12 protein-coding genes and 1 other RNA gene are annotated in these 15,347 nt (G+C 43.8%); 5 read left to right on the forward strand and 8 right to left on the reverse strand.

What is annotated here, in order from left to right; all coding sequences use genetic code 11:
* Positions 1-123: 123 nt before the first annotated feature.
* The 8 genes from C3B52_RS27640 to secG form a co-directional block, all read right to left on the reverse strand.
* Entirely contained in the window at positions 124-2,397 is a 2,274-nt protein-coding gene (locus tag C3B52_RS27640) for a S8 family serine peptidase (protein ID WP_103109601.1), read from the reverse strand.
* Between the two features lie 648 nt (positions 2,398-3,045).
* Positions 3,046-3,924 carry an agmatinase family protein gene (locus C3B52_RS27645; RefSeq protein ID WP_235615880.1) on the reverse strand — a complete coding sequence of 293 codons (879 nt, stop codon included), beginning with the start codon at positions 3,922-3,924 and terminating at the stop codon, positions 3,046-3,048.
* The gene (locus C3B52_RS27650; RefSeq protein ID WP_103109603.1) at positions 3,917-5,326 is read right to left on the reverse strand and encodes an APC family permease; all 1,410 of its coding nucleotides are present in this window, start codon (positions 5,324-5,326) and stop codon (positions 3,917-3,919) included. Before C3B52_RS27650 ends, C3B52_RS27645 begins: the two co-directional genes overlap by 8 nt.
* 211 nt (positions 5,327-5,537) lie before the next feature.
* Positions 5,538-6,905: a sigma-54 interaction domain-containing protein gene (locus C3B52_RS27655; RefSeq protein WP_103109604.1), complete on the reverse strand. Its 1,368-nt coding sequence runs from the start codon at positions 6,903-6,905 to the stop codon at positions 5,538-5,540.
* 205 nt (positions 6,906-7,110) lie between these two features.
* Positions 7,111-7,466: a transfer-messenger RNA gene (gene ssrA / locus C3B52_RS27660) on the reverse strand.
* 255 nt (positions 7,467-7,721) lie between these two features.
* Entirely contained in the window at positions 7,722-8,195 is a 474-nt protein-coding gene (gene smpB / locus C3B52_RS27665) for an SsrA-binding protein SmpB (protein WP_049742086.1), read from the reverse strand.
* A 106-nt stretch (positions 8,196-8,301) separates the two neighbouring features.
* Positions 8,302-10,806, reverse strand: coding sequence for a ribonuclease R (rnr, locus tag C3B52_RS27670; protein WP_103109605.1), 2,505 nt, complete (start codon positions 10,804-10,806; stop codon positions 8,302-8,304).
* A 142-nt stretch (positions 10,807-10,948) separates the two neighbouring features.
* Positions 10,949-11,191: a preprotein translocase subunit SecG gene (gene secG / locus C3B52_RS27675; protein WP_103109606.1), complete on the reverse strand. Its 243-nt coding sequence runs from the start codon at positions 11,189-11,191 to the stop codon at positions 10,949-10,951.
* A gap of 291 nt (positions 11,192-11,482) precedes the next feature.
* Here secG and C3B52_RS27680 point away from each other — a divergent pair, with 291 nt between their 5' ends.
* The 5 genes from C3B52_RS27680 (at position 11,483) to C3B52_RS27700 (ending at position 15,338) form a co-directional block, all read left to right on the forward strand.
* Positions 11,483-11,881 (forward strand): YqzM family protein, encoded by a 399-nt coding sequence (locus C3B52_RS27680; RefSeq protein WP_103109607.1) that lies wholly within the window; start codon positions 11,483-11,485, stop codon positions 11,879-11,881.
* 73 nt (positions 11,882-11,954) lie between these two features.
* Positions 11,955-12,722, forward strand: a complete 768-nt coding sequence (locus C3B52_RS27685) for an ABC transporter ATP-binding protein (protein ID WP_103109608.1) — start codon at positions 11,955-11,957, stop codon at positions 12,720-12,722.
* Complete coding sequence (locus tag C3B52_RS27690; protein WP_103109609.1) at positions 12,719-13,465, forward strand: ABC transporter permease; 747 nt, start codon at positions 12,719-12,721, stop codon at positions 13,463-13,465. The genes C3B52_RS27685 and C3B52_RS27690 overlap by 4 nt, the downstream gene beginning before the upstream one ends.
* A 111-nt stretch (positions 13,466-13,576) precedes the next feature.
* Entirely contained in the window at positions 13,577-14,101 is a 525-nt protein-coding gene (locus C3B52_RS27695) for an RNA polymerase sigma factor (protein WP_103109610.1), read from the forward strand.
* The gene (locus C3B52_RS27700; RefSeq protein ID WP_103109611.1) at positions 14,091-15,338 is read left to right on the forward strand and encodes a YjgB family protein; all 1,248 of its coding nucleotides are present in this window, start codon (positions 14,091-14,093) and stop codon (positions 15,336-15,338) included. The genes C3B52_RS27695 and C3B52_RS27700 overlap by 11 nt, the downstream gene beginning before the upstream one ends.
* Positions 15,339-15,347: the final 9 nt, after the last annotated feature.

A 15,347-nucleotide genomic window follows, 5' to 3' on the forward strand; every position in this document is an offset into this window, starting at 1 on the left:
CACGGTTACTACATTACCTTGCGATTGCCCATTTTGGTTCTTTGCAAAAGCTATATTGTCTTCGTTCCAACGACAGTCGATATTACCATGACCACGATAGATTCTAGGCTAGTTCCAGAGCCATTAATAGCTGACTCGGATGTTGTCTACGTAGGCGCAATCCTGTCCTTTGGATGTGGAACCGTCTTTGACATAATTAAAGGTCACAGTTTGGTTTCCAGTTCCTAGTGTCACCGAATAATCTTTTACCCATCCTGTTTCTCCCGATGCTTTTAGTTTACTCACTCCTTCGACCAGCACTTCCAAATAGTCGTAGTTCGCTTCGGAGCTGACGAAGTAGTCGAATTTCAGTGTTGGGGTTTGAGCATAGTTGCTCGGGATGTTTTCAGTAAATTGCATGGTTGAGGTTTCTTTGTGGGTGATCGCTTTACTTTTACGGCTCCATGTCCCAGTGGAGGCTTCGGTTTTGGAATCAGCCCAATCTCCCGTGAAGGTGAATGCATATTTGGTGCCTTCGAATCCCTCAGAGATGGTTACCGGATTAGGTCCAGAGTTTGGCAATGTTGTACCTTGCTTATTTGTGCTTGTGGTAGTCCCATAATCGTTACGAGCAATGACATAGTACGTATAGGTGTTGTTTGCAGCAAGACCCGTGTCTGTATAACTGATTGCGGTTCGTCCTGCCTGGATTTTCGTTGAGCCTCGGTAAATATCATAGGATGTAGCTCCTGGTGCTGAGTAGCTCAACGTCAGTGAACTTGTCGTTGGCGAGCCTACTGTCAATGAACATGTTCCAGGTGCTGTCCCACCTTCTGTTTTTTGCGTGACGCTGCTACTTTGGCTGGAACCGAAAGTGTTACGCGCAATAATGTAGTACGTATAGCTCGTATTGGCTGCAAGTCCTGTGTCTGTATAGCTGGTTGTGGTGCGTCCTGATACGATTAGAGAACCATTTCGGTAAATATCGTAGCTTGTCGCACCTGTTGCAGAGTAATTAAGCGTGCAGGAATATATACTTGGTGTTACAGACAGTGTTACATTTGTTGGCTTTGCTCCACCAGTAGTAGGTGTTACATTGACCGTGTTTGAGTTTGGGCTTGAACCAGCGCTGTTTACGGCTTTCACATAAAAGCTATATGATGAACCATTTGTTAGATTAGGTATTGTGTAGTTCGTTAATGTGGTACTCTGATATTTTAAGCCATTCATGTACACATCAAAAGATGTAGCACCTGAGACAGCATTCCAATTCAATACTACTTTACCGTCACCTGGTGTTCCACTCAATGTTGGTGCAATCGGAACTGTTGGTGCTGTCGGAAGCATATTGGGAAGTAGTCGGACAAAACCATGCCCATATTCGTCATCTCGTCCTGGTGTGCCTAAATCTTGTACTCCTTCGAGTAATTTATTTTTCAGTTGGACATTAGTGTAATTCGGGTAGGCACTCTTTAATACAGCTAAAAGGCCAGCGCAAGAAGGGGTTGCGCAAGATGTTCCACTAAAATATTTATACTTACTACTAACAGATACCGAATTGTCTGCCATCGGTGCCATCATGTCGGTTGTACAAACCACATCTAAATTGGGCCCTGTATTAGAATATGAAGCTCTGTTTAAATTAGAGGTTACTGCACCAACTGCTAGCACTTCTGGATACTTCGCAGGATATGCCATATCAGACCAAGCACTGTCTTGTGCCCAATTGCCAGCTGCACCTACAAGCAAAACCCCAGCTTGATGGGCCGCTTTGACCGAATCATGTAATGTTGTACTGCCCATACTTAATTGAACGTTAAGACACATAATATGTGGACGTGGATTTCTGGAAAGAGCCCAATCTATACCCATCGCTACCGTTAATGGGGAGCCAAATCCATTATAGCTATGTTTAACATTATACATCTTGCAATCATAAGCGTACCCAACATAGCCCAAATTGTTATTTCTTGCTCCAATAATGCCATGTGTACACGTTCCATGTGATGCTTCATCAGTTATAATGGGACTAGGCGGGCTGTACGAGTTATATGAATCAATAATGGCGCCTTGTAAGTCCTCGTGTGGAGAACATCCAGAGTCATGTACAGATACAATTACTCCCTGTCCAGTAAATCCGGCATTCCAAAAATTTTGAACCTGCGTAGCATTAATACCCCATTCTGCTGTAGATTGTGCCATAGGGTCAACGTTGTCAAACTCTTGATCTTCTTCAATAAATTCAATGTTGGGGTTATTGTGCAATGCTTTAAGTGCCCGATCTGGAACACTAACAATAACTCGATTTGGTAAAGTCTTAAATTCGTACTCAACTTGACCCTCAAACTGCTCAGCAATGCTTTGAGCACGAAGCCCTAGATTCTTCTTGTAACCAATGACATAACGCTTTTTTCCCATTTAACTACCTCTCCTTTTTATATGTTTTTTCGAGTGCCTGGACACACGACGCAATTAGAAAAGCCACCCGGCTACCCGAGTGGCTTTTCTAATTGCTTGTCTCCATTTTAGCAGTCAATTCAGATCACTTGCTTAAATCGCTTGTTATGTAAAGTTTTGTAAATTAATGTCTAACTAATATCAACTATCATTAGAACTCGTTACTCAGGTATTATTTTCCTTGATATTTGAGTGCTACTGGACAAGGGGCCGGTGCAAAGCAGCTGGTACAGTCTATGTTCAGAGAAATTGTCATAGAAAAAATGGAACGAATGTGGGTCATTCAGAAAATCTTATCTGTATAAATTAAAAAAACCGCCTAACCGGCGGTATTTTATTCGGTACTTAAGTGGAGGCGGGGGATTCGAACCTCCGTCCGAAAACAGCAATACATGAGCATCTCCGAGCGCAGTCACTCATTTAGATTTCGGCACCGGATTCGCGGAGTGACGCGCTGACCCGTTACCTAGCGTGAATGATCTTCTTCCTTCGGCTTCAGGTGGAAACGTTCGGCGTTGGTTGACTATTCATCGTAAATAAAAAATAACTCCAAAATCAAAGAAAAGGAGAGCCAGTAATATAAGCCCTCCTTTTCTTGTTTTAATGTAACTATTTACTTAATCTTGCAACCGCACAGTCAAACATTATACGGGCTGCAAAGGTAGTAGTAATATCTTGATGATCGTAAAGTGGATTAACTTCAGCAATATCAAATGCGTCTACTTTAGAATAAAGCATATCTAGCATCTCCATACATTGTACAGGAGTTAATCCACCTGGTTCATTTGCCCCAGAACCTGGTGCATATGCTGGATCTAATACATCAATATCAAATGTTAAATATATCTTCTCAACATCTTTCATTGCCGCCATTGTTTTAGCAACGACTTCCTCTGGTGTAGACTTGTGTACCTCTCTAGCTGTAATTTGAACAATTCCACTTTCCTTTAAATAATTTTCATACCAAGGATAATTAATACTGCGCACCCCAATTTGAACAATATTCTCTGGATTAATTCTTGGAAGTTCAAGTGCTCTACGCATTTGACTACTTTGGGAAAATTTCCCTTGAATTGGAGATTCATCAACTAAATCTAAATGAGCATCAAATTGAATGATACCAATTTTCCCCTCTGTTTTATCATGAAGAGCTTTAATTACAGGGTATGAAATAGAATGGTCTCCCCCTAATACAAATGGAAATACATTATCATCTAATAGTCCACGTATTTTCTCTTCAGCATTTCTAAAAGTAACGTCAGTGCTATACGCTGCAATATCTATATCCCCAAAATCTTGAATACCATTATCAGCTAGCTGATAAGTTTGTCGCTTTTCAACATTGTAAACTTGATTATTTTCAATGCGATTAACAAACCATACAAACGCCTCACGTATTTTACTAGGAGCATAACGAGAACCTGGTCGTCCTAAAGAAGCTCCTCCGTCCCATGGAAATCCGACAACACCAAATTTTTGATTACTCAACATACTCACCCTCATTTTTTAATGTATTATCTTCGATTGCTATGTCACCTTTTGAGAAGAATGCGTATACGACAAACCCAATAACTAGCCAGCAGGTAAATAAAATATATTCAACTTTTCCCATTGAAATAGGAGTACCAGGAATTATCATCAAGACAAGAAAGAGTCCTGAGAAAAAGGTCGCTATATATGCCATTGAAAGTCCACCTGGAATTTTATATGGTCTGTGCAGATTCGGACGATCCTTACGAATTTTCACACTGCTTATTGCCATACAAAACCATGCAATAAGGAAGGAAATTCCCCCCATGATAATAAACGGAAGAAGGACACCACTTCCTAATAAAATACCGATGACCGAAATAATTGTCATAACTATCAAGGTAACAGTTGGGGATTTATATTTAGGATGGGTTTTTGAAAATGCTTCAGGTAAAAAACCAGCTTTAGAAAATGAAACAATTAAACGGCTTCCTGCTAATAAAAACCCATTAAATGTTGTAATAACTCCCATAAGTGCACCAAAAGCAACGATATACGGAAGAAATTTTGAACCCGTAGTTGTTTCAAGTGCATTGATTAACGGCAACGATCCCATATTTCCGATTTTATCTGCAGGCATTATAAAAGAGGAAGAAATGATAATTAGAATATAGAGTAGACCACCTAATGTGATAGTTCCAACTATAACTTTTCCTAGATTAGAATAATTTATTTTGCTATCTGCCTCTTCGACCGTCTTTGGAATGGTGTCAAACCCGTTCATAAAAAACAGAATAGCTGCCATCGCTAAAACAATACTATTTACTTTTCCCTCGGAAGAGAATAATGGTTTAAAATTTTCCGAATCTCCTACGAACATCCCTCCGATAATAAAGAGAATAAAAGTAACTATCATCATAAAGGTGGCTGTATTTTGAAAAACAGTTGATTGCTTTGTACCTTTCCAGTTCATATAAACAATTATCCCGACCACTAATAAACTTACTAACAATTGTGGCAGATACACTTGATAATTAAACACTGAATAAATGGGTATTGAGTTTAACCATGGGAAAACATAACTTGCCAGTAATGAAACAGATATAGCAACCCATGGTAATATTATTAAATAGCCTAGAATAAGAAACCATCCACATATAAATGCTGGCAATTTCCCTATAGCTACGAATGTATAAGCAAACTCTCCTCCTCTGACTTTTAAACTTGATGTAAGTTCACCATAAACAAAGCCAATTGGGATGATCATGAGCATTGTTAGTGCGACAGCGATGATAGCACCAACACTTCCTGCAGTTCCCATCCAAGCAGGAACGGAAATAACCCAGCCAATCCCAATCATACTTCCGAATGCCAGGCCAAAGTAATCTTTTGTAGACATTCCCTTGCTGTTACTGTTCAAGTATTTTCCTCCTTTCGTTTCATCTCTTCATTTTCTAGCCAATTGATAAAAAATTCAGAGATCGCAAACTATCAAAGCAACAATTATGCCAACGTAGTTTATCACTGGATTTTAAGGGAGCTTATTAAGCCATTCACATATAAATTGATTATTAATGGGCCAAACATTTTTAACTCCATGTTTAGAAGTGTAAAATTCTTTGACATATGTTCTACGTCTGAAGCTTGTACTTTTTCATTTTGTTATAAAAGGATTGCCGGGGTATTTTTAATAGTCTAGCAGCCTTTGCAATATTAAAATGAGTTTTAACTAAAGCATCCTTCAAAATTTCCTTCTCATACTGCTCTACTAAATCCATTAATGAGCTTTCGTCAGATAACTTTTCTATTGGTGCATCTTCCTCTGATGCTAAAATATGTGTGGGCAATTCTCGCGGGGTTATTACACTTCCATCCACTAAATTAAACGCACCTTCAATACAATTCCGTAACTCTCTAACATTACCTGGCCACCCATAATTATTTAGTATTTTCCTTGCATCTGAGTCTAAACCAGTTATGTTTTCACCAAAAGCTTGATTATAATAATTAATAAAATAGGAGCATAAATAATCAATATCTTCTTTTCTCTTCCTTAATGGGGGAATTTCTACACTAACAACATTTAAACGATAAAATAAATCTTCTCTAAACCTTTTTTCCTTTAACAAATTCATTGGATTTTCGTTTGTTGAAGCAATAACTCTTACGTTTATTGGGATATCTCTGTGATCTCCTATTCTTCTAACTGCTCTTTCCTCAATAACCCTTAATAGCTTAACCTGCATTTCTATAGGCATAGAGTTAATCTCATCTAGAAAAATGGTCCCACCATCAGCAACTTCAAATATTCCCTGCTTGTCTTCAGCACCTGTAAAACTTCCTTTTGTTGTTCCAAACAAAATACTTTCAATTAAAGTACTAGGAATGGCAGCACAATTTTGTGCAACCAAAGGGAAATTTCCCCTGCTACTATCATTGTGGATCGAATGCGCAAACAACTCTTTTCCCGTTCCTGTTTCGCCATAAATAAATATATTAGAATCCTTAAGAGCTGCTTTTTTTAGTTGATTTTTCGTTAAATTCAGCTCCTCGCTAACTGTTACAATATCGTTAAATGTATACTTTGCATGCAACGATGCAAGAGCATCTTTATTCATCCTGCTATTTTTCTTCATTTTATGAGGTTTTTCATCTAAGTTTGTCGAAACTATAACAGCTCCCAATAAATCACTTTTATTTTTTAGTGGGAATGCGGAGTTAATAGCATTAACAGTAAAGCTTTTATTAACCTCATAGCATTGAAGTTCATTTACAATTGGTTCTCCCTTTTCAATAACTTTTAACACTGTACTTGTTTCATTTGAAAGCCACGGATAAACCTCCAATAATGGCATGCCAATAACATCATTGCTCCCCAATTTATTACAAACGTCATTATAGTTGTTGTAATATAATATATTTCCCTTTTTATCAACAATACAAATTAAATCTGTTTGTTTAAAATTCTCTTTCATCTGGTTTAATTGTTCATGATACAATCTATATCCCTCCTAGGTGTGTAAAAATATTTTACACTTTTTATTAGTATTTTTACACTTTGGAATTGATGGATAATTCAGATCGGATCTTTCTTTGAATATGCTTTCAAACTGTGAGATGACAATAAAAAATTTTTCGTTCCCAGAATAAATAGCAAAGAGCAACAAAAAAGCCACCCTCATCAGGTGGCTTCACTTATGTATTTGGTGGAGGCGGGGGGATTCGAACCCCCGTCCGAAAACAGCGATACATGAGCATCTCCGAGCGCAGTCACTCATTTAAATTTCGGCACCGGATTCGCGGAGTGACGCGCTGACCCGTTACCTAGCCTGATTGATCTTCTTCCTTTGGCTCCAGGCGGAAGCCTCCGGCATATCCCACTAAAGTTGAGCGCTAGTCATGCCACATGGGCGATGGAATGGTAGCGCCTCACTGGTTATTAAGCAGCGAGAGAAAGTTGTTTGTTGCCAGTTAATGGCGTTCCGCGTTGTTGACGAGGTCCGCAGCCCCCCGGCTCGCTTCTCATGCTCTACCATCCCCGTCGAATCCAGAACGCCCCCATGGTATAAGAGGAGTGTTTAAAAAGGTCATTTGGCCTTTTCAAACTGGCTCTATAAGGAAAGGTGACAAAAAGTCTAGGTGAAGAAAAGGACTAACCGTTCAACACCTAGACTGTAGTAGTTGTTAACAGTGTGTACTGCTTGCTGCCTATTTAATATAGCACATCCGTGATGCAAAACTCAACGTTGATTGCTGCCAAGCTTGCCAGAGTGCACCAGTTGCGCAAAGCCACTAATAAATCGCGGCTAACGCTCCTACACCTTCTGCCGCTCGCGCAGGGCACGCTCCACTTCTCGCGCTGCATCCTTCTTCTTGAGGTCTTCGCGCTTGTCGTAGTTCTTTTTCCCTTTGACGAGTGCCAGCTCGACCTTGGCCCAGCCGCCCTTCAAATAAATGCTGAGCGGAACCAGCGAGTATCCTCGCTCGCGAATCAAACCGTTGAGCTTGAGGATTTCGAGACGTCCCATTAAAAGCTTGCGTGTCCGCTCCGGCTCATGATTAAAGCGATTCCCCTGCTCGTACGGGCTGATGTGTACTTTGTGCAACAGCAGCTCGCCGTCCTGAACACTGGCAAAGCTGTCTTTGAGCTGCACGCGGGCAGCGCGCACTGATTTGATCTCCGTACCGGTCAGAGCAATCCCTGCTTCGAATACTTGCTCGATATGGTAATCATGGCGTGCTTTTCGATTTTGGGCGACTGTCTTGGTTCCGGCTTTATCCTTTGACATGGAGATCACCTCGCTTGTGTTTCGTAACAGTTAGTCTAGCAAATTTTACCCTTTGTGGCAAGCCATTTACCCGGTAAAGTCACTAAAACGGCTCTTAAACAAATGTTTAACGACGCTTCCGTTTTGCTTGGCTGGTGACGTTTTTACGGTTCTTTTTCTTGGACTTTACGAGATCTTCCCAGAACCCTTTTTCACGTTTCGTCGCCGTTTCTGCTGCTTCACCAGTTCCGAGTGCTACAACGTCGTCACTGCCAGGAGCTGCTTTGGCACCTGCCCGACGAGGCGGCTTGTTGCCTTCATTCTTGCGACGATCCTTATATTTTTGGCGGATTTCTGCCGGATGCTTCTTGTCCCGCTGACGATCTGGGCGATCTGGGCGACCGGAGCGAGAACGATCCTGCTTGCCACGCGTAGGCTTACGATCTCCGCTGCGACCATCGATGACACGCGGTGTACGCTCACGGCTGCCGCGGAAGCCTGCTGCTTTGGTCATGCCGACAATTTCGAAGTCGATAGTCCGCTCATCTACGTTGACACTTGCAACGCGAACCTGCACCACATCCCCGATCCGATACTGCTTGCCTGTCCGCTCACCGACGAGTGCAAACATCTTCTCGTGATAATGGTAGTAGTCGTCTGTCAAAAAGCTGACGTGTACCAAGCCTTCAATTGTGTTTGGCAGCTCGACGAAAATCCCGAACGAAGTCACACTGGAGATGACGCCTTCGAATTCCTCTCCGACTCTCTCCTTCATGAACTCAGCCTTTTTCAGATCGTCTGTCTCACGCTCAGCGTCTACAGCGAGCCTTTCACGCTGGGAAGCATGCTCGGCAATGACAGGCATCTGCTCTGCCCAATAAGCCAGACGCTTTTCCGCGATTTGATCGCCCTGCTCGATCCAGTCGCGGATACGACGATGAACGACGAGGTCCGGATAACGGCGGATCGGTGAAGTAAAATGGGTGTAAAACTCCGTAGACAAGCCGTAGTGACCGAGACTTTCCGCGTCATAACGCGCTTGCTTCATCGAACGCAGCATCACGGTGCTGATAATGATCTCCTCTGGTGTCCCTTTTACTTCTTCCAGCAATTGCTGCAGGGCACGTGGGTGAACCGAATTGCCTTTTCCACGAATCGAGTACCCGAAGTTCGTAATGAACTCCATAAACGCCATGAGCTTTTCAGCGTTCGGATCTTCGTGAATCCGGTACATAAACGGCTGCTTCATCCAGTGGAAATGCTCGGCTACCGTTTCATTTGCCGCCAGCATGAATTCCTCGATCATTTGCTCAGCGATGGATCGTGTACGGAAACCGATATCTGTCGGGGTTCCCTCTTCGTCTACAAAAATTTTCGCTTCGCGGAAGTCAAAGTCGATTGCTCCGCGCTGCATCCGTTTTGCCCGACGCTTCAGCGCCAGCTGCTCCATCTCCTGGAACATCGGGACCAGCTCGCTGTACTTTTCAATCAGCGCCTCGTCCTTGTCTACCAAAATGCTGCGTACATCTGCATATGTCATTCGCTCATTTGTCCGAATCACACTGAGGAACAGATCATACTTCACAACGTTCGCGTTTTGGTCCATCTCCATATCGCAGGAGATCGTCAGGCGGTCTACCTGCGGATTCAGACTGCATATTCCGTTGGACAAACGATGCGGCAGCATCGGGATCACGCGGTCTACCAAGTAAACACTCGTGCCACGACGATACGCTTCATTATCCAGCTGGGATTTCTCACGCACGTAGTAGCTGACGTCCGCAATATGCACGCCGAGACGCACATTCCCGTTAGGCAGCTTTTCCAAAGAAACGGCATCATCCAGGTCTTTGGCATCTGCTCCGTCAATCGTGACCATCATGCGATCGCGCAAATCACGGCGCCCACTAATTTCATCCTCGGAAATCTCATCTGGTGCCGCATCTGCCTCAGCCAATACGTCCTCTGGAAACGCTTCTGGCAAATTAAACTTGCGGATAATCGATAAAATGTCGACTCCCGGATCGTTTTTGTGCCCCAGAATCTCGACGACCTCTCCCTCAGGATTCACCCTGCCTTCGGGATAACGGACGATGTTGACGACAACCTTGTGACCATCTACCGCACCGTTGTAAGCTTCCTTGGGGATAAAAATGTCCTTGCCGATTCGCTTTTCATCCGGAATGACAAAAGCATAATGCTTTTCATCCTGAAATGTACCGACCACTTGCTTGATCCCGCGTTCCACAACGCGAATAATGCGTCCTTCGAGGCGATCTCCGCCTGCTTCCTTCTCTACCCGTACATAAACCGTATCACCGTGTATAGCCCCATTCATGTCATTGGCATGCACATAAACGTCTTCCATGCCAGGCGTTTCTTGTATGATGAAGCCGAAGCCTTTTGGATGGCTTTGCAATCTTCCCCGTACCAGATTCATTTTTTCAGGAACCCCGTACCGGTTGGCTCTCGTGCGAATTACCTCACCGCTTGCTTCCAGTGTATTGAGCGTCTTCACCAATTCTTTAAATGCTGCCGAATCGGCAATCTCAAATGCTGCTTCCAATTCTTTCACCGTCATCGGGTGGTATGCTTGCTCTCTCATAAATGCCAGAATATCTTGATCCTTCATTCACAAACCTCCTTTGTCGCGTGGCTTTGCCGCGCTATTCCTTTTATCCTTTACTATGTAGTATTCACCGCTCGCACCCGTCGCAATCGGAATAGAGAAAAAGACAGCAAGTCGCACTCGCTGTCTTTCGGCCATACGTCTATTACGCTCCAGTTTTCAAGAAGTAACCGAGCAAAATCGCAAACAGCATGAATCCAATTGCGAATCCTACGGTCAGTTTTCCTAAAAGTGCATCGATCCCGCGGGCTTTTTGTTTGCCCATCAGTTGCTCAGCACCGCCACCAATCGCACCCGAAAGGCCGGCACTTTTTCCAGATTGTAGCAATACGACGATAATTAAGCCAATACTTGCAATCACAAGTAAAATTTTAGCAGCCAATGCCATCTTCATTCACCTCAAAACGTATTTCCAAGGCATACACGGTAAAAACCAATATAAACACTTTATCATACTTGATGGACGACAGCAACCTGCTATCCCTTCCATAATATAAGAGAATATCTGTTAAATAATATTCACCTAGATTAGGTAGAATATAGGAAAGTTAGGACTGTATAAAAAGGAAAATTGTGTACTTTCTTTGTCGGTTTGGCAGTCTCCTTGCAACTGTCAAGATTTTGCCGTAAAATTGCAGTTGAACCTTTATAATTATCTGCTTTGGGAGGTCTTTGTCAGATGGCTGGGTCCAACAAAAAAGACATGAATCAAAACGACGTAATTGATTCCGCGAAGGCCTTTTTCACTTCGTTTGGTATCTTGTTTCTAGTTTTTCTCATTGCACTCGTAGGATCGATTATTTTTCCACCACAACACGGCGGTGAAGCACAGGGCGAAGGTGGAGCACCTACTGCAAACATTGACGCTGCTGCTATTTTTAAACAAAATTGCGCATCCTGTCACGGTCAAAACCTGGAAGGAATCGCAGGTCCAAACTTGACAAAGGTTGGGGCAACTCACAGCGCCGAGGATATCGCCAAAATCATTAAAGAAGGTAAAGGCGGCATGCCTCCAGGAATGCTGAAGAAGCAACCAGAAATTCAAGCGGTTGCACAATGGCTGTCTGAACACAAATAAGTACATAGATAGCTATAGTGAAACACCGAAGACTCGTCCTCTTCGGTGTTTTCTACGTTAAAGGGGGAATTTCATGCACACGACAATCGAGATTGAAGCACTCGGCAAACAATTTCATTCTCCCTCGGGCCAATGGTTATTTCACCATCTCGACGCCAAAATCACGGAGCCTACTACCATCGGGATACTAGGTAAATCCGGGCAAGGCAAAAGCACCCTCCTCCGAATCCTGGGCCGTCTCATCCCACCTGACAGCGGTACAGTTCGTCTAAACCAGAAGGATATCACGCAGTGGGAAGCAGCTGAGTGGCGTATGAATATGAGCTATGTCGCTCAGCAAGCTATCATGCTCCCAGGCAGTGTTGAAGATAATTTGCGTACCGTAAGTACACTCCACCAGCGTCCGTTTGACCAAAAGCAGGCGCGTGACCTACTCGAACAGCTTTATCTGGAAAACCTGGATTGGGGAAAGCCTGCTCAACAGCTGTCAGGCGGCGAAAAACAACGACTTGCTCTCGTCCGTACTCTTTTGCTTCAGCCCCCCGTTTTATTATTAGATGAAGTAACGGCTTCACTCGACGCCTTGAGCAAACAAGCTGCACAGCGCCTTCTACTCGATTTGCATGCACAAACGGGCACGACCTTGATCTGGATTACGCATGATCTCGAAGAAGCCCGTATCGCCTGCAAACGCATCTGGTTTATGGCGAATCACCAGCTTCTCGAGGACGCCCCTAGCGAATCCTTTTTCCATGCACCGCAAACAGCAGAGGCGAAAGACTTTTTGCACAATCAGATTGCGACGGTTGCTACCAATGCCGCTGAGGAGGTGCACGGATGACGTATACATCGATGTGGTTCGCTTTCGCCTTTGTCTTGATCGCACTATTACTCTCTGCTTGGCAAAAGCTCGGATTGGAAAAAGAAATAGCCGTCGGCACCATCCGCTCCACCGTTCAGCTTCTCGCTATTGGCTATGTATTGCAATTCGTCTTTCATTCAGACAATGCTCTCTTCATTGTAATTCTGATTATGATGATGATTTCGGTAGCTTCCTGGAATGCTGCCAGCAGGGGCAAAAACCTGCCGGGAATCTTTTGGCGGATCGCGCTCTGTCTATTTATTACGGAGCTTATCACAATGGGGCTGATGGTGATGCTTGGGCTCGCTAACCCTACCCCACAGTACCTCATTCCCATGAGCGGCATGATAATCGGCAGCTCGATGATCGTCTCCAGCCTTTTTCTCACCCATATGAACCGTGAAGTAGAAACCGCAAAAGGCGAGATCGAAACACTTCTCAGCTTAGGAGCCTCCACGCGTCAGGCTGTCCAAGGCGTTTTGAAGCGCGCTGTAAAGGCTAGCATGATCCCTACCTTTGATACCATGAAAACGATCGGGCTCGTACAGCTCCCCGGCATGATGACAGGCATGATTGTCGCAGGTGCCAGTCCCATCGAGGCTGTCCGTTACCAAATTCTCATCATGCTTAGCTTTTCTTCATCTGCGGCGATCTCTGCCGTTTTGATCAGTCTTTTGAGCTATCGACTCTGGTTTACCAAAGATTCCATGCTTCGCCTATAACCCTTTTCCAACAACTGTCGTTTGTTCTTCGACAGTTTTTTTTGCATTTTTGTAATGAAACGATATGTGGGTCGTCAAATTACAAGTAGAAAGAGCAAAGGTGGTTCAGCTATGGACAAAAACGAAATGATTGAACAATGGTTTCTGCGCTATAGCGACGACATTTACAAGTTTCTCGTCTACTACACCGGAAACAAAGATGTAGATGATCTCGTACAGGATGTCTTTCTCAAGGCGCTGCGCTCATTGGATTCGTTCGAAGGTAGATCCCAGCCGAAAACTTGGCTGTTAACGATTGCCCGTCATACTGCGATTGATTATGCGCGGAAACAACGATTTCGGAATTGGCTGCCTGACAAATGGCTCACCCACCTGAAATCGGAGGAACGGACACCCGAAGAAATCCTCAATTTGCAGGAGGAGCAGCAAGCCCTATACCAAGCGATCCAGCACGTCAAGCCAGCTTACAGGGAAGTCTTGATATTACGTGGAATCAAAGGCCTTTCCTCAAAAGAAACCGCAGAAATCATGGGCTGGTCAGAAAACAAGGTTAATGTAACTCTCCATCGTGCTATGAAAGCCGTCAAGGAAAAGCTGGAGCAGGATAGAAAGGAGATGATTGAGAATGCCATTTAATACAGACGAACAGCTTTTAGATGAAATGAAAGGACTACCCAATATGAAAATGAACCCAGACAAAAAACAAGGGATTGTGAATGCCATTCGCCAAGAAGATACACGCAAGAGGGTACATGCAAGCACCCGTTTCTCCACTATCGGAAAAGGCGTTGCGATCTGCTCCGTTCTAGTCGCAGCATTTTGGATGGGTGCCACACTTGTAGGCAACAATCAACCGAGCGCGATGCCGCCAGACACACCACCTCAAACTACAGCACCAGGAACCTCCGCATCCCTCGGAACGGGTACAAATCATGTGGGCACAACCAATCCATCACCAGGCGTCCCTCAATCGGAGGAGCTCCTCGCAAACATCCGCAAGCAAGCAGAAAAAGGATTGGTTATCAACTCGCCTTATCCAATAGAAACAAGCTTGTTTGACGAAGTTGAAAAGGATTTGGGGAATCCTGATACGAAGGATAGTGCAAACGGTCTCTCCTACGCTACGTATAATGGAAAACAAGTTGCATTTGGCTATAACAAAGGAATGCAAATCGTGGACATCCGTTCTTCAGATCCACAACTGCAAAAAATCACGTTGACCGAGGTCGTAAACAAATGGGGGCAGCCGAACCGCGTAAGTGAATACGGTAACAAAACGATCTACACCTATGATGTAACCCCCAAGTATCAAGTGAAAATGATCTTTCAAGGTACCAAGAGCACAAGCAGTGGCGAACTGCTTCTCGTTCGTTATAACCTCTATTACCCGGAAGGCAACAAAAATCTGATGCTCTATGGCAGCAATGCAGATATGTTGAAAGACCTTCGTGAGCTCGCCAAAAACGGGCAAACCTTCGGCAGCTCCTATCGCGTAGAAAAAGATGTTTTCGATGAAATTGAGAAGGTACTTGGCAAGCCAAACAACATCTCCACCATCAAGGGAATCACCTACAACACTTATCGTGATCTCGGTCTCGTCTTCGCCTTTAACAAAGGCATGCAGGTCGTCGATATCCGCTCCTACGATCCAAGACTGCAAGCCATCTCTCTCGCAGAAGTGAACCAAGCGCTTGGTGAACCCCAAAGCAAAACGACACTGAACGGCGAAACGATCTACACCTATAAAGTAAATGACAAATACGAGCTGAAGATCATCTTCACAGGTGTGATCGATAAAAAGAAAAGCACACTCTACATTGACCATGTCAATATTTACTACCCGCGCGGCACGATCAACAATATGGCTGGCTAAAAACAAAAA

The sequence above is a fragment of the Brevibacillus reuszeri genome, from assembly GCF_002897295.1.
Lineage (GTDB): Bacteria > Bacillota > Bacilli > Brevibacillales > Brevibacillaceae > Brevibacillus > Brevibacillus reuszeri_A.

What these genes read in the sequence shown, in the direction of transcription:
- C3B52_RS27640 (WP_103109601.1), bottom strand. Translation starts at nt 2,397, where the DNA reads ATGGGAAAAAAGCGTTATGTCATTGGTTACAAGAAGAATCTAGGGCTT.
- smpB (WP_049742086.1), bottom strand. Translation starts at nt 8,195, where the DNA reads ATGTCAAAGGATAAAGCCGGAACCAAGACAGTCGCCCAAAATCGAAAA.
- rnr (WP_103109605.1), bottom strand. Translation starts at nt 10,806, where the DNA reads ATGAAGGATCAAGATATTCTGGCATTTATGAGAGAGCAAGCATACCAC.
- secG (WP_103109606.1), bottom strand. Translation starts at nt 11,191, where the DNA reads ATGGCATTGGCTGCTAAAATTTTACTTGTGATTGCAAGTATTGGCTTA.
- C3B52_RS27680 (WP_103109607.1), top strand. Translation starts at nt 11,483, where the DNA reads ATGGCTGGGTCCAACAAAAAAGACATGAATCAAAACGACGTAATTGAT.
- C3B52_RS27685 (WP_103109608.1), top strand. Translation starts at nt 11,955, where the DNA reads ATGCACACGACAATCGAGATTGAAGCACTCGGCAAACAATTTCATTCT.
- C3B52_RS27690 (WP_103109609.1), top strand. Translation starts at nt 12,719, where the DNA reads ATGACGTATACATCGATGTGGTTCGCTTTCGCCTTTGTCTTGATCGCA.
- C3B52_RS27695 (WP_103109610.1), top strand. Translation starts at nt 13,577, where the DNA reads ATGGACAAAAACGAAATGATTGAACAATGGTTTCTGCGCTATAGCGAC.
- C3B52_RS27700 (WP_103109611.1), top strand. Translation starts at nt 14,091, where the DNA reads ATGCCATTTAATACAGACGAACAGCTTTTAGATGAAATGAAAGGACTA.